The organism is Paracoccus sp. C2R09, assembly GCF_018860625.1.
Taxonomy (GTDB): Bacteria; Pseudomonadota; Alphaproteobacteria; order Rhodobacterales; family Rhodobacteraceae; genus Paracoccus.
In genome coordinates this window covers 1-15,597 of record NZ_JAHKQB010000025.1, presented here as the reverse complement: position 1 = coordinate 15,597, position 15,597 = coordinate 1, and the positions used below count along the sequence as shown (strand labels likewise).

Sequence of the window (15,597 nt, the reverse complement as noted above, 5' to 3'; positions counted from 1 at the left end):
TTCCTGCGTAGCGATCTGGTGAAGCACCGTATCATGACCTGCGCGGAAGCGATGAATCTGCCGAACCGTCATCGCGCCGAAGTGGCAGGGCTTGTGCTGGTCCGCCAGCGGCCCGGCTCGGCCAAGGGCACGATGTTCATCACCTTGGAGGACGAGACCGGCATCGCCAATCTCGTTGTCTGGCCAAAGATCTTCGAGGCCAATCGCCGAACCATTCTCTCGGCCGGCATGATTGGGGCCCGCGGTCGCATACAGCGCGAAGGCGACGTCGTGCATTTTGTCGTTGAGCACATGACCGACCTTTCGGCGGCGCTTGCCAGTGTCGGAAATCGTGCGGCATTCCCTTTACCGCACGGCCGAGGTGACGAGTTTCATCACGGCAGCACCACTCCCGATCCACGCCACCCAAGGCCGCGCGACATGTTCACCCGCGACCTGCATCTCGATACGATCCGTGTGAAGACGAAGGACTTTAGGTAAACTGTGCCAATGGCCCTATGCTCATCGCCAGTCACGGCCTGCAACCTGATCAAATCTGGGGAGGATATCCTTTAGAGCCACGATAGGAGAGAGTTCGTCCCGAAGCCCTCGGATGATGGAAAACATTCTGCTCAGCACCCATCATCTCTCAGCAACCGCAAGACGGGCACTTCTGGACGGAGCTTGACCCCTTCAAGAGTTGGCGCTGATTTCGAAAGCCGACATTGGTAACAGCGCAGAGCGTCCCTCGATGTAGAGCTCTACAAAGGAACGGACCTCAGGTCACCCAAACCAAGGCCTGGCCAGGGAAGACCCCCTCTCACGCCCAGCATCTCGCTGAAAAAATCTTGGGGATCACTTCGGCAATTTGGCCCGGTAATCCCGATGGGCAAGACCTGCGGATACGTATTGCCGTTAACCGCCCTCTTTACGGCATCTGCGGCCTTATCGAGCGTTGCTCCAATAGGTTGAAAAACACCCATTAGGTCGCCACGAGCTATGAAGAGGCTGCCGAACGCTCCTATAGCCGCGTCAACATCACTTCAGCACGGCCCTTCCACCGCCTTCCGCCACTTGGCAACACGATCAACGACTGGTGGTCTGAAACGAGAACAGGTGGATGCTCGGTGCTCGAAAGCGCTGTTCCGCCGAATACGCTAAGGCCGCTCAGTCCAATGCAGCCGAGATCGCATCGAACACGACCAGCGGATCCACCGGCTCGCGACCCACGGGCTTGGGTTGCGCCATATGCGTGGCGATCACGACATTCCGCGCAGGGTTGATGTAGATGTTCTGCCCCTGGATGCCGATTGCGGCGAAAGCCCCATCGGCAATGGATGGTTCGGTCCAGCCCGGCCACCACATATAGCCATACTCGATGGTCTCTCCGCTTTTGAGTTTCTGCGGCTTACCGGCGGTTTCCGTCCATCCTTCGGGCAGGATCGTAGTGCCGTCGACTTCTCCGCCCTCCAGGAAGAACTGCCCAAAGCGGGCAAAATCACGCAGCGTGGCCGACAAGCCGCTGCCGCCAATCTCGACACCATCGGGGCTATCCAACCACCAATTGGCATCGGCTTCCATCCCGTAGGGCTGCCAGATCTTCTCTGCTAGATAGTCGGCCAACGGCATGCCGACTGCGCCGTGGAGGACTTCGCCGAGAACCTGTGTTTCTCCGGTAGAATAGGTGTGATGCGTGCCGGGATCATGCGCGCGTGGAAGCTCGGCCATCACCTCCATGGCCGAGCCGGGACGCTGTTCGATCTGCGCGCGCAACAGGTCGCGACGGTCGGAGTCCGGGTCCGTATAAGTCTCATTCCATTCCACGCCCGAGGCCATCAACAAGATGTCGCGGATGGTGACCCCGTCATAAGCACTACCGGCAAGCGCCGGAACATAGTCGGTGACCATGTCATCCAGCCCCTGGATGTGGCCATCGACGATCGCAGCGCCGACCAGGGTCGAGGTAATCGACTTGGCCACCGACATCGACATCCAGCGCGTCTCTGGCGTGTTGCCGCGCTGATAAGTTTCGTAGACGACCTTTCCATCCTTCAGAACGATCATGCCGGTGACGTTGTCGAGAGACAGGAAATCGTAGAGGTCATAAGATGCATCGCCCACCTGGTAGCTGACCATCTCCGGCAGGTTGACGGGCGCATCCGGCAAAGCTTCAGGCTTCTCCGAAGCCGGGACCACCCGGGTCGGGAACAGGCGGTCGATATTCCGAAAGGTGCTGACGGCGAGGTCGGGTGTGAGGTGTCCGTTATAGACATCCTCGACGCTGCCGATTGCTTCTTCAGAATGGAGGTAGTCCTGAGCATGCACCATGCTTGGCAGGGCCAAACATAAACTGCCCAAAGTCGGCAGAATGCGCGTGCGATATAGCGAGCTATGGGTCATGCGGTCCTCCATCCATCCAAGCTATGAAAGGGTAATAATGCACGATGTGCAATCGATATGATGCCTGTGGTGTCCTTGCTGCAGAAGTCTAGTGACATCTCCATCGGTCCTTTCCTCCGGCGAGTTCAGGTGACAGCTTGAACGGAGGCCGTCTCGGAGGTCCAAGAGCCGTGGAAAAAGAAGACGCGGGTCAGGAGTGCGGCGAACTGGCGGTGGCAGTCATATAAGTTGACCTGTTCGCCGAACGTCGTCGGGCGTCTCATCTGGACCTTCGCACGACTCCGCGGGTGCTTGTTCCGATATTATTCCCGGGCGTATCGGCTTATGCAAACTCTCGTTGACCGCTTCATCCCCTTCGCCCTTATTCATATCCGCTTTCCGGACGGTATCGCGATCTACATCCTCTGGATTGACGAGCAACTCTGAGGATGCAGACGCGGCCGGATCAATCTCACCGATGGCTTTCGGCTTGCGCTTTCGCACTGGCTTGCGGGGCCCAGTCTCCTTCCTCGACGCGAGCTTGCGCGCGGCTTCGAGGTCCTGGATCGTCATGCGGTCGGCAGATTTGGCAGAAAGAGCTTCAGCGTCGATGATCTGCTTGAAGCAGGCGACCTTCACTTTTCGGAGCGCCTTCAGGCATGTGTTAAGGCTGTTGACGACCCGACCAAAATCCGACCTGACCTGAGCTTCGGGAACATTCCCGTAGATCTCCAGGAAGGAGATCATCCGCAGCACGTCATCGCAGCGCTTGAACAGCTGCAGAAGCTGCATGCTGCGCTTGGACTGAATGCGCGCGTCGATGCGGGAGGGCATGGGGGAGGCAGCCATACCGCCATTTGACGCTTCCTCGTATTGCGTGAACAGTTCGAGTGTCACGTTAGACAGGAGGCTGAGTGCATCGTCGAATTCCTGCAGATAGCGATTGTAATCTGCACGATTGTCCAAACGCTCACGGGCCACGTAGTCAATGGCGACGGCATATTCGTTGCAGGCCGCGAACCACTTCACATAGGCCAGCTGGATCTCCGCCGTGTGGATCTCGATCGGAGCCATGATAGCCGGAGCCTTCGGGCGGTAGGTGTTGCGGCGGCGGTCCGAACGGGCTTGCTTGTTGCCGATGATCTCGGCCTGGCGATCGGGCGGAAGATCCTCGAATGCGGTGCGCCGGTCCTGAGACGTGGTCGTGGACGTTCTCTTGAGCTGCTTTGCCATGATGATCCTCGTATCAGTGCTCTATATTAACAGGTCGGAATTCATCATACTAATGATAAAGCGACCGCGATCCAGTCAACACAGAAGAACATCGGTCTTGCCGGGTAGGGTTGTCCCGAGCTAGGTTCGAGGTGCTTTCTGCTATGCAGAGGACAGGTCGTCGCCTGGGGCCCACCCGAAGACATCATGTTCGCAGGCAGTTCCTGCGACGGCTCACGGCCCGTGAAGGGTGCGTCTCATCCGGCTCATTCCGGAAAGGCGGATGGCTCATGAAGCCTAAGCGGTGGTCGTAATGGCCTATTCGAGACCCGAAAGCTCTCGAAACCGCATTTCAGTCCGGGCAACGCCACGGCCGCGTCAGGCGCATCATGCGACACGACGTGCGGCATGGACCAAAATCCATGCGGGCTGAATACCTATGTCCTGGCCGCACTCGCGGCCTGGCACCCCTTACCCGCAATGGGACTCCGTTCCATTGCTGGAGCGGATTCCCCAATTTTTCAATTGAGGAGAAGCCCCATGGGGAAATTCAAGGACATGCTCATCAAGAACGTGCAGGACGACATTCCGACCGGTATCGGATCCCTCCCGGGATACGGGGACACCAAAAGCTTCACCGGCGAAAGCCTGGTGGATGCCGGGGATGATGGCGAAGCGGATGCTCACGGAAGCACCGTGATCGAGATGCAAGCTCCGACCGCACTCAAGCAGACGCAGAAATCCGCAGTTGCGCCCAGCCTGCCTTCGGGTTCGCTGATCGAGAACATGGATCTGACCGATCCCGGTCATGTTGCCGAGCTCGCCGCGCGGTTCGCAAGGTCCAACGCTTCCATGAAGCGCCTTGCGAACGAGAAGGCTTCCGTCGAGCAAAGGCTAGAACACGCCCTGTTGGCGGGAGAAGCGCTCCAGGAAAGCGTGGACCAGCTCGGCCTGGAGAAAGCCGATCTGCTCAAGGAGCTCGTTCATGCGAAGGAAAAGCTGGATATCGCAACCAAGAGCAGCGGTGCCATTTTCGAGAGGACTGCCTTCGGCATTCTCAAATGGGGTGGTATCGGCACCATCCTGATCTTCGCCAGCGCCTTCTTCTATTTCTGAGGGGGGGCGCTATCATGAACCTGTTTTCGGCTCGCGTCGATACAGAACTACCCTGCATGGGGAGGATCAGCGCAGCAATGCTGCAGGAAAGACTGTATGGATCGCCCCTCAGGCGATCCGCGGATTTAAAGCTGTTGCCCCGCCTGGACTGCGCTGACGGCTTCTCGCTGTCGGTCCAGGCAAGCGAAATTCACAGCTCACAGCCCAAACGGCGGGACGGCCCGTATTCGCATGTCAAATGCGCCTGCCCCTCCGAGACCGTTCCATCGCTCATGCCCTCCACCCTCAGGGAAGACGGCATACCACCGGAACAATCGGTCTACAGAAACGTGCCCATCGAGATCGTTCATTCCATCCTGAACGCTCACGGGGGTCTGCGCGCCTAACCAGGCCGCGTCCACCATTCACCCATGCGGGGAGTCATTCCCCGTTGGGGGCGTGTCTCCCCTTCATCATCAGGAGAGAAACATGACCATCATCAATTTCTTCCGCAAAAGCCTTAATGCGATCCGCAAGAAGATGGATCCGGCCTACGGCATCGATCTGATTATCGAGGATCTGCATGCCGAAGAGTTCTATGGCGTCTTCAATGGCAAGGCCGTGACCTTCGCAGAGTTCAATTCGACCCTGGGCGAATACTACCAGCAGGGCGATGCGGCTTTCGCCAAGGCGCGCGCGGCGAACGTCAACGGCGCGATCGTCAATGACATCAGCTAACCCCCACAGAGCGGAGGATCGTCCCTTCGCAGGGTTCGTGTCTTCAGGAGAAACCCATGCACCATGACCGACAAAGCGACTTTGATCTGGTGAAGACGCATGGCGCCGGCCATTGGCCCGCGATCATGTCCTCCCTCTATCCCGACCTGGCCGCCATCATGCAGCGACCCGGTCAGCAGAGATGTACCTGCCCGATCCACGGATCGAGCAAGGGCGCGACGGGTGACGGCTTCCGCTTGTTTGACGATTTTGTCCAGACTGGCGGCGGCATCTGCAACAGCTGCGGCGCGTTCCCGACCGGTATCGATCTCGTGATGTTCCTCGAAGGGTGTGACAAGTTCGAAGCGGTGAAGATCCTCAAGCGGCAAATGGGACTTGCTAGCGGACATCCGCAGCATGCTCCCCGACGCTTCGTATCACCTATCGCTTCGAAGCGGGATCCGCAGGCTGATCTTCGGAGGCAGCAGGAACGCAAGGCGCTTCTGGCCCGCATCTGGATGGAGGCCAAACCGCTGAGCGATCTGCCGGACAATCACAAAGCTATCGCGTACTTTCGCGATGCCCGTGGGATCAGGCAAGCCGATTTCATCCGAAAGCAGAACCATATTCGGTTTCACCCGGACCTCTACTTCGCGCGCAGCGAGGTAGAGTATGCGCCGCCGATCAGTTTTCCAGGTATCGTCTCTATGATGCACGGGGCTGATGGCAAAGCAGTGGGACTGCACCGGATATTTCTTGATCACGACGCTCCGAAGAAAGCGCCGGTCGACAAGCCCAAGAAGATCCTGCGGTGCCTGGAGCAAAAGCTCAACGGTGCCGTGCGGATCATCGGACGAGCGCAAGCCACGACCCATGTGAATGTCTGCGAAGGCATCGAGACGGGCCTGGCGATCGCCTATGCGACAGGGCATCCGATCTTCGCCGCCGGATATGCGACACTCGTGCAGAGCTGGAAGGCACCACAAGGCGTCCGGGCCGTCACGATCTGGGCTGACCGGGACGAGGGCAAGGCAGGCATCAACCATGCCAAAAAGCTGATGGAACGGATGGAAGGGGAGGGGATTCTTTGTCGGATACTCGAACCGCATCACCTGGATCATGCCGGTGAAGACTGGAATGATGTCCTCTTAGCTTTCGGATACAGCGCCATATCCGACAGCTATGCGGAAACATCGAACAAGGTCAGGATATACTGATCACTCAAGAGCCCTGATGGGCTCTTTTTTTTTGGCCTGACCCGTGCGATTACTTGAAAATGCTAACAGGTCTGATGTAATCATGAGATCCTTCATATTCCTCATGGCTGCAAGCCATCTGCTGGCGGCAGCACCTGCGGCGCTTCTTGCGAACGAGACCTATTTCGACCGGGCTTCCGAAGGATGGTATTGGTATCAGGACCCACCAGAAGAGCCGGAACCTGAGCCCGAACCCGAGCCGCAACCGCTGCCACCGCCGCCCCAGCCGGTCGAGGTCGTCGAACTGCCGCCAATCCAACCGGCTCCTGTGCCCGAAGCGGCGCCAGAGGCGGCCTCGGGGCCCCCACCGGGAAGCGTGGAGTTCTTGAGGCAAGCCATGCCCGCCGCGCTCGATGTCGCCACTGACAACCCGACCCCCGAGAATGTCGAGCGATACCTGCTCCTGCAGAAGATTGCCCTCGATCGCTCGGAGCAGTTCTCGGAAATGGTCGCGATGGTCAGCACCGGACATCCGGAACTGGACGAGGGACGCAGGCGGCCGTGGCAGGACACCTTCGCCAAGCAGATGGAAAAAGCTGCAGAGGACAGCAAGCGCGAGGTTCTGACGGAACTGTTCAAGCGCAACGCCCTGATCATGTTCGTGGACAAGAACTGTGCGTCCTGCGGCCTGATGGGAGACAACTTCTACCGGATGCAAGAGACCCACGGCCTGGTCTGGCAGGCGATCTCAATGGACGGAACGGTCCTGCCACCGGAAATGAAGATCAAGCAGTCCTTCGATGCGGGCCTGGCGGCCAATCTCGGCGTCGGCAATGGCGGCGCGGTGTTCCTGGCCTCTCCGCCCAACACTTATATTCCGGTGACATGGAATGCGACGGGCGGTGCGGAAATCGCGGATCGCATCCTCATGGTTGCCCGCCGCGCCGGCCTCGTCACCTCCGAAGATTTCAGCCGGACGCAGGCAGTCAATCCGCGCGTCAGCGAAGCGGAACCTATCCAGGGCGATTCAATGCCTGACATCCTGCAACGAGCCGACGATTTCCTGCGCAACAACGCTCTGCACATCACAGCCCGCAAGGAGGCCGATCAATGACGATCACGCGACAAGCGCTGGCAATACTGACGGCGGCGGGGCTTGCGCTATCCGCTCCCGCACCCGGCTTTGCCGATCTGAACGGCGAGCTGGACAACATGCTCGGGGTGAATGTCCAGGTGAACTCGGGCGGGCGGATCAGCACGGCGCGGCGCGGCGGCTTCTACGGCGGTTCGGTCTATGTGCGCGGCAAGGTCATGAACGTCAGCGTCTTGAACTTCACACCGCCGAGCTTCGCGGCAGGTTGCGGCGGCGTCGATCTCTTCGGCGGCTCGTTCAGCATGATCAATGCCGAGCAGTTCGTGTCGCTGTTGCGATCGATCGCACAGAACGCTGCGGGTTACGCCTTCCATCTCGCCCTGAAGAACATCTGCGAGCAATGTTCCACCATCATCTCAAGCCTCCAGCGGGCCGTTCAGGAGATGAACCAGTTCACCGGCAGTTCATGCCAGCTGGCAAAGGGGATTGTGAACAGCGGAGTCCAGGCGCTCGAATTGTCCGATGTGAAAGGCATGCAGGGACAGACCATCCAGGAAGGTTGGAACGACGCATTCGACGCATTCTGGGGAGATCTGTCCTCCTCGATCAGTTCGCTCAGGGCAGAGGGGCCCGGGGGATCATCGACCTACGAGGATCGCTACGAGGTGAATGTCGTCTGGAAGGCGATGGAAGATCACAGCATGTCGGGGTGGTTCAGCGCCGGGGATCGGTCGCTCATGGAAGCGCTCATGACACTGACCGGGACGGTGGTGTTGAGCGGACCTGTCGATGATGCTGACGGGCAGCCCTCGCGCAACGTGACACCTGCAGTTGCCGGGGGAGGGATGACCGTCCGCGACATCATCTACGGCAACCCAAGCGTGCGGGTGCTGCGCTGCCGGGATGTCGAGAAATGCCTCAACATGAATCAGAGGACGATCGACCTGAAGGGGCTGGAGCGGCTTCTGGAAGAGGACATCATCGGCACGGGGCCGGCCGATAGCAGCTCGCTTCTCTTCAGGATCATCAACGGCACGGGGGAAACCGGGGATGCGACGACCCTGATCGGGCAGTTGGGCACCTACGGATCAATGCTTCTCGACATCGCGGAGGCTTCCCCGCAGGGCAGCACCGCACCCTATGAACTGTTCGACGAGATAAAGGGCTATCTCGCCTATGAACTGGCCGTATTGTTCGTGTCCGATGTCATCGCCGCGGTCGATCAGGGTGTGGCAGGCAGCAATTACGAGACGGCCTGGGCTTCCGATTGGCGGCGCAACGACTTTCAGCAGGCCGTGATCCGGATCCAGAACGATCTCGCAGCCATTGCGGAGCAGACGCCCGCGCCGAAGGAGAACCTGCAGCTCTACATGCAGATGCACGACTATCTCGTTCTCAACTATTCCCCGTTCAAATAGGTGCCACGATGGAACTCGTCGCTTACGTGTATGGGGATGTCACAACCCTGACCGAGATCCTGAGCCAGATCGCGATGGCGCTTGGTGGAGACAGGTTCATGGTTGCCGCGAAGGTCTGCGCGCTCCTCGGGATCATCATCGCGATCTTCTCTGGTCTTCTGCGCGGGGGGCAGTTGAGCCCCGTGGCCTTTCTCTGGCCCGTGATCATTTCCGTTCTCATGCTGCTGCCGCGTGTCGATCTCGTGATCGAGGACACCAAGGGGGGGCTGTCCAGGGTCGACAACCTGCCCATCGGTTTCGCGGGGCCGATCTCGCTCATCACGCAGGTCGGGGCAGGGGTGAGCGAGCTGATGACCGGCTATCTGGGCCTCGACGATTATGCCATCACAATGGACAATGGCCATCTCGTGTCGCTACGGGCCCCGGTCGTCTACACCCAGGTCATCACGCAGGAGGACTTCCAGGGTCCGGCCGCTGTCTTCGGTAACGGGCTTTCGCCAACCCGGGACGTGAGCGCCTATCTCGAAACCTGCCTGCAGTGGCGGGCCAAGGTTGCGGGTTCGGATGTGCGCCTGCCGACATTGCGCGGACAAAGCGTCAATGAGCTTCGGGTGGACTCGGCTCCCATGACCGTGGCAACCAGCAACGGTCAGTCGCTTGAATGCGGAACGCTTTACGATCGGCTCATGACGGGCTTCGAGGGCAACAACTACCAGGAGCGCTTGAACGAGGCGATCAACCTGGCCTTCGGCAAATACTCGGGGGATACCACGACCGGCGCGCGCTACTACGCTGCGCTTGAGGCGGTGGTCGATGATCCGGTTGCGTTCTACAAGACCGCAGCTTTCTCCCATGCGCTTCAGATGATCAGCGGTGACATCACCCAAGCCGCGGGCGGCGGCTCGCAGCAAGCTGCACTCAATGACGCGCTGGCACAGAAGCGCGAGAAGAACTTCGGGGCTGCTGCGATGATCTTCGAGACCATCGGGCATACCATCGAGTTCATCGAGGTCTGGTCTTTCTCGCTCTTCCCGCTGGCCCTGTTGCTGTTGATGCTCGGTGCCGTAGGTTCTCGGATGGCCGTGAAATACATGTGGATGCTGGTCTGGGTGCAGCTGTGGTATCCGACGCTGCTGATCGTCATGGACTATCTCGACGTGAAGCTGCGCACCGTTGCGATTTCGAGCACGGCCACCGTTGCGAACTACAACAGCTTCATGCTTGAGGTGCTACGGCTGCAGGACGTGGGCTACGTGCATCTGTCCATGGCGACGGCGCTTTCGATGATGCTGGTCTTCGGATCGTCCGCGATCGTCGCCTCGAATATCCAGCGCGATCTCACTGGATCAGAGCATTACGACCCGAAGAAGAATGCGCCGGACACGCTGTCGCGCAACGCCATGACGGCCTTCCATTCGCCGTTCAGCTATTCGCCCAACCAGGGCTATGTCGGCCACAGCGCGCGAGAATCCTTTGCGGGTGCGCAATTCTCCTTCGACAGCAAGCTGGCAGAGGGTGCCAGCTGGGCGGAGGCCGCGCAGTTCGCAAGGACCGGGCAACGTGCCTCGACGGCCTCCGTCTCGACGAACGAGGCGGTCACTACCGGGGCGTCTGTTACTAGCACCAGCGCGGCAACGAGCGATTGGTCAGCCGGTGTAAGCACCGGCAGCAGCGTGGAGGGATCGCATTCGGGCAGCGTAGATAGCCGGATCGGGGATTCATATGCGAATGGAATAGGGCATCAAAATCGCGAAGTAGTAAGCACAACTGCATCAGGAGGTGCATCCGCCGGAGCAGGGATCTCAGTAATGGGTAATGGAGGAAAGGTTAGTGGTTCAATTGGTGGAGGTATTTCCAAAGAGGGCGCGCGAACAGATCATCAAAACCAAGAGCAATCCCAGTCCTCCAACTACTCGCTTGGCGAACGGGTCTCGACAGAGCAATCGGCAGGCAGCCGCCTGAGCTACGCAAAGGGCGAACAGGAAAGCGAAAGCCGGAGCGAACGCTCCGACCGTAGCGAAAGCGCACAGCGCGGGCAGACCGTCACGAATGGCGCGACGGAGGCACGTACCGATAGCCAGACAGAAAGCCGCTCGGGCAACGAGATGGTCAGCAAGCAGGCCAGCCAGTCCTATGACGGGATCCTCGCAGCCAACAGGATCGCCGCGGACAAGGGATTGATGGATCACCTGAACAAGACCGTGATCGACGCAGGGATCTCTCACCAGGTCGACGACTTCATCCTGCGGAACGAGGACAAGCTGAACAATACATTCGCGGGCCCCAACCGCGAAGACGCCAAATATGCCATGTCGGCCATGTATATCATGCAGGGACTGAGCGGGAATCCATATTTGGGCGAGGAGAATGCCCATGAGCGCATGGAAGCTTTGAATGCCCTGGGCGACGAGATCCTGTGGCAGAGCGGCTTCTCGTCCACTCACGGCATGGCGGGCGCGGGTTCAATGGACGATCTGCGCGCGAGCAATCCTGTCGATCCCTCCCGCATCGACAACGCCTATTCGGAAATCAACTCAGGCTTCGATCTGTCGGAGGGGCTGGTTGCAGGGGCGCTGGAACGCACGCCCATGCATGATGATCCCAAGCGTGTCATGGACTCGCTCTTCTCCAATATCGGGGCGCAGGCAGAGGACATCACGGAAGGGCAGGGGAACGCCATCCTCTCGATGGCTCGCGAGCGGATCGATCGGGATTTTGGACCGATCAACGAGGATGCCATGTCATTCATGGATACGCGGCGCGAGATGGGCTTCCGTGCGGCGGTGCAGGATCTCTACCGGGACAATCAGGACATCCGAGACAGCGATGTCTACCAGAGCTACCGAGACACGAAGGACGAAGGATGGTTCTCGGAAGGCAAGGGCGCGGAAGCCATGATGGATGAACGCATGCAGCAGCTGAACGCGGCGGGGATCGCCACACCCGACAATGATGTCGCCCGCTTCATGGTCGCGAGTCAGCTTTATGCCGGAGCGATGAATGCGGGGGATGATCAGGCAGCAAGCGAGTTCCAGGCCGAGCGCGAGAGGCTGATCGAGGCCAATCCGGACTTCGCGGCTGGGGATACCGAGGAAAGGCTTACCGCCATTTCGATGCTCGGAACCAACGAGACCACCATGCGCAGCAGCGTGTTGCGAGGGCAGCAGGAAGCGCGTCTCGGAGGATTGGAAAGGCAGATGGAGATCGCCTCCGGGCTTGATCTGAATGCCTTTGGTCGTGATGTCTCATGGCAAGGCTCGGGCGGATCGCCCACGGATCCCGGATCCTTCGAGGGCGGGCTTCTGGGCTTTATCCGGCAGCATGAGGCCCCGGACGGATATTCCGACTATTTCAACGGATCGAGGGTTCATCCTGATAAGCCCTTGGAGCAGATGACCATCAACGAGGTCAGGGACTGGCAGCGCGATACCCTGCGCGAGCAGATCAGTCGGGGCCTTCCGTTCGAGCAACGGTCCTCCGCGGCGGGCGGCTACCAGATCATCTCCGGAACCCTGGATGATCTCGTGTCGAAGATGGGATTGTCAGGCAACGAGCGCTTCGATGCTGCCATGCAGGACAGGATGGCGATCGAGTTGTTGGAAGAGGATGGTCTCTCTGCCTACCGCAGCGGCCACATGAGCTTAGAGCAGTTCGGCAACAATGTGGCCGGCACCTGGGCCTCGATGCCGAAGCTTACGGGCACAAATGCGGGCCAGAGCGCGCATGAAGACGTCGGAACAAACCGGGCGCTGACCAGCATGGACGAGTATCGCGGGGTGCTTGCGCGAGCGTGAGCTAACTGCATGTAAGAGAAGGATACCATGCCCACGGTTGCAGCGGTTACCTCTACTTCCCACTACTCACGAGTTGCCATTAGTAAATGCCGTCATGGATGCTATGGAACGTCGCAAAATCAGATTGTCGCCGATGCCATTCCTGACATTCTTTCATATGCGCTTGAAAGGGATCACTATCGAGATCCGGTACAGCATCAAGGTCATCTCCATGCAACGCAATTAGCGGCCGCCTTCCATGAGAGTCGTGGGCGAACAGCTTACCGATCTTTCTGAACAGTCCGAACATGGCGGCCTCCCAAGTGATGCATGACATAGATAATGCATTCCGGAGAAAGTTTCACCTGTCATGAGAAAGCGGCTCGCCTGAGGCTTGAAGCCACTGCTCTGGGGGCCACAGGTCAGGAGCCGGGGATCAGGGGAAGAGCCTGTAGATGAACTCGGGGTTCAAAAAGATATGTACGAACTCGGCTTTGGCACGAGGCGACAGTACGAGCACGCAGTAGCCAAGGTAGGCGATGAACAGGAGCAGCGCGAAGACGAACAAGCGTGTCCGAAAGGGAGTATATCTCATCACGACTGCCGGTCGCGAAATCCCGTTGAAACCCGGTGCCCGGCGCGATCTGAACCTGTCCATGGTGAACTCCTTAACTGTTAGAACGAATCCTGCGAGCCGACCTGGCGCAACTCGTCGACGATCTCCTCGCGCTCTTCGAGATATGCCTCGGCCTCCAGCTGGAACATTTCCGTGTAGGTGGCACGAGCATCGTCGATCCACTGATCTATACAGCCGATGTAGACGCTGCTTTGACGGTAATAGCTTTCCCTGGCCTCATAAAATTCGGCCTCAACCTCGAAATCGATCCGGTCGGGGGGTGCGGGCCGGTAGCATTGGGGCTCCTCGAACACCGATTGTTCCTCCGGGACGGCTCGATCGTTTGCCAAGGCCGTAGCCGTCAGTGCTGCCATGATGGGCCCTTGGGCGCCGACTAGCCAGAATAGCCGAGATACAGAAAGATGAGGGCACCGGAGCATGGTGGGTCAGTTTTCCCTTCATTCAAGGAATGACTTGTCGTAGGCATAGGAAAGGAAGTGTTTCGAGGCAATCCTAGGCGCACCCTCCCGGTTAATAAGCTCAGGGATTCACGAAAATGCTCGTTTATGTAAATCCGACATTGAATGGCGTTTGCACAGAGGATCGCGGGCCGAGCCTGTGGATCCAGGGTGTCTATTCAGACGATGACATCAAGAACCTGACCCATACCCGAGCACTGATCCTGAGCCGGCTGCGAGATGCAATCGAAGTTCGAGATTACAGGCTGGTTGACCGTCTGGACGAAGCATATGACGACATATCGATTTTGATCGAAGAGGTCGTCTCATGCTGGCCCGGCGACTATGCTCCTGTCTACCTTGAGGAAAACGCATTCTTCTGAGGACTAAACCTCATTGATTGTCCGCAAGTATGGATAGACTGCCATGGAACTCTAAGGATAATGAGAAGCTCGATGTCGGATGAAGAACAACCGGAGCGGATCATGTCCTCCAAACACAGCCTGGAGGATTCGATCAGGATCATTCGCGAGGCGATGGAACAGCGCGGGCTGTCTTATCAGAAAATCGGGGATGAGATCGATGAACCGGCCAACAAGCTATCTGTAGCTGTTCGCTGCTCAAGCGGTTCCACGCAACGCGCGATCGAACGGCGCGTGCGAGTAGCCGAGGCGCTTGGTCTCGATCCCTATCAGGTATGGGACGAGGTCTACCTCACGCGTATCGAGCGCATTCGAGAAAAAGGCTACAAGTATGGCGTGAAACCCTTCTCCAAGTTGTCGGAAGGCGAATGGGATGAACTGCCGCCCAGGATGCGGGTGCGTGCTCTGCTCAAGGAGCATAAGCTAAGCCTGCAAGATCTAGCCGCCCGCGTCGGGGTGACCTACCGCCAACTGACGGCGGCAATCTACGGCCACAAGGAAGCAGATGACATTCGCAAAAAGATTTCCGAGGAGCTGCACCATCCACACAGCGACCTCTGGCCCGACATCTACGGCAGCAAGAAGGATGAACGGCAGCCCTTGGTGGAGCGCGCCGCGAACTCGTCCGATATGGATAAGTTCTTCGGTTTTGGCGATCTGACCAGTTAGTTCCTTTTTCTGACACTTAGAGAGAAGTATCACCCCTATGTAGACGTTCACGGGGCGTTTTCTGTTGCCCCTGTAAGGCAACAAAGCGTTTTCTTCGCTTCTGACAAGATCCGTTTTTCTCAGGAATGCGCTTGCCCCCTAAATTGCGTTGACTGGGTGGGTTGAGCTTTGAAACCGAGGACGGGTGGCGAATGGACGCAACATTATTGACCTGAAGGACCGTTTGCCTGAGCGAGATCGAATGGTGCCGGACGACGAAGACTGCTGGGAAGTCTGCAAACATGCGCTTCCGCCTGCGCTTGAGATCTGCAATCGCCGCCTGCGCCGCTAAGGAAAGACCACCGAGATCCGGATGGTCGAGCCCGACAACGAGGGGGATGCTCCTTTCGCGTTGTTACCCTGGCGGGCGGTCAAACAACTCGGCGGGATTCTTCGTGCGCTCTAGCTCAACTACCTGGGCGACTCCAAGGTAGGCATCTGCATTTGGGGTCTGAAGTTCCAGAACGGCAGATCCTATCGATTTTCCGTGCTCAAGGAGATCTTTAAGACGGATGACCTGCCCCCTGCGGG

At 58.6% G+C, this 15,597-nt stretch carries 12 protein-coding genes; 9 read left to right on the top strand and 3 right to left on the bottom strand.

All coding sequences use genetic code 11. From position 1 onward, the window contains the following. Positions 1-480, top strand: a 480-nt coding sequence (locus KO490_RS10150) for an OB-fold nucleic acid binding domain-containing protein (protein WP_252727123.1), incomplete at its 5' end; no start/stop codon positions are given. A 666-nt stretch (positions 481-1,146) separates the two neighbouring features. Here KO490_RS10150 and KO490_RS10145 read toward each other — a convergent pair. Then, positions 1,147-2,379 (bottom strand): serine hydrolase, encoded by a 1,233-nt coding sequence (locus tag KO490_RS10145; protein ID WP_216019315.1) that lies wholly within the window; start codon positions 2,377-2,379, stop codon positions 1,147-1,149. 219 nt (positions 2,380-2,598) lie between these two features. Next, complete coding sequence (locus KO490_RS10140; protein ID WP_216019314.1) at positions 2,599-3,591, bottom strand: hypothetical protein; 993 nt, start codon at positions 3,589-3,591, stop codon at positions 2,599-2,601. A 519-nt stretch (positions 3,592-4,110) separates the two neighbouring features. On the opposite strand from KO490_RS10140, the gene KO490_RS10135 reads away from it, so the two are divergent. The 6 genes from KO490_RS10135 (at position 4,111) to KO490_RS10110 (ending at position 12,883) form a co-directional block, all read left to right on the top strand. Continuing rightward, the gene (locus tag KO490_RS10135; protein WP_216019313.1) at positions 4,111-4,686 is read left to right on the top strand and encodes a hypothetical protein; all 576 of its coding nucleotides are present in this window, start codon (positions 4,111-4,113) and stop codon (positions 4,684-4,686) included. A 468-nt stretch (positions 4,687-5,154) separates the two neighbouring features. Continuing rightward, a complete protein-coding gene (locus tag KO490_RS10130) occupies positions 5,155-5,403 on the top strand; it encodes a hypothetical protein (protein ID WP_216019312.1) in 249 nt (82 codons plus the stop codon). 56 nt (positions 5,404-5,459) lie between these two features. Next, positions 5,460-6,599 carry a toprim domain-containing protein gene (locus KO490_RS10125; RefSeq protein ID WP_216019311.1) on the top strand — a complete coding sequence of 380 codons (1,140 nt, stop codon included), beginning with the start codon at positions 5,460-5,462 and terminating at the stop codon, positions 6,597-6,599. A gap of 82 nt (positions 6,600-6,681) precedes the next feature. After that, complete coding sequence (gene traF / locus KO490_RS10120; protein WP_216019310.1) at positions 6,682-7,692, top strand: conjugal transfer protein TraF; 1,011 nt, start codon at positions 6,682-6,684, stop codon at positions 7,690-7,692. Further along, complete coding sequence (locus tag KO490_RS10115; protein WP_216019309.1) at positions 7,689-9,089, top strand: conjugal transfer protein TraH; 1,401 nt, start codon at positions 7,689-7,691, stop codon at positions 9,087-9,089. The genes traF and KO490_RS10115 overlap by 4 nt, the downstream gene beginning before the upstream one ends. A gap of 8 nt (positions 9,090-9,097) precedes the next feature. After that, positions 9,098-12,883, top strand: a complete 3,786-nt coding sequence (locus tag KO490_RS10110; RefSeq protein ID WP_216019308.1) for a conjugal transfer protein TraG N-terminal domain-containing protein — start codon at positions 9,098-9,100, stop codon at positions 12,881-12,883. 654 nt (positions 12,884-13,537) lie between these two features. On the opposite strand, the gene KO490_RS10105 is transcribed toward KO490_RS10110, so the two are convergent. Then, positions 13,538-13,852: a hypothetical protein gene (locus KO490_RS10105; protein WP_216019307.1), complete on the bottom strand. Its 315-nt coding sequence runs from the start codon at positions 13,850-13,852 to the stop codon at positions 13,538-13,540. Positions 13,853-14,034: 182 nt separating this feature from the next. Here KO490_RS10105 and KO490_RS10100 point away from each other — a divergent pair, with 182 nt between their 5' ends. Together KO490_RS10100 and KO490_RS10095 are read left to right on the top strand one after the other, a co-directional pair. Next, positions 14,035-14,319, top strand: a complete 285-nt coding sequence (locus tag KO490_RS10100; protein ID WP_216019306.1) for a hypothetical protein — start codon at positions 14,035-14,037, stop codon at positions 14,317-14,319. A 72-nt stretch (positions 14,320-14,391) separates the two neighbouring features. Next, entirely contained in the window at positions 14,392-15,027 is a 636-nt protein-coding gene (locus KO490_RS10095; protein ID WP_216019305.1) for a helix-turn-helix domain-containing protein, read from the top strand. Positions 15,028-15,597: the final 570 nt, after the last annotated feature.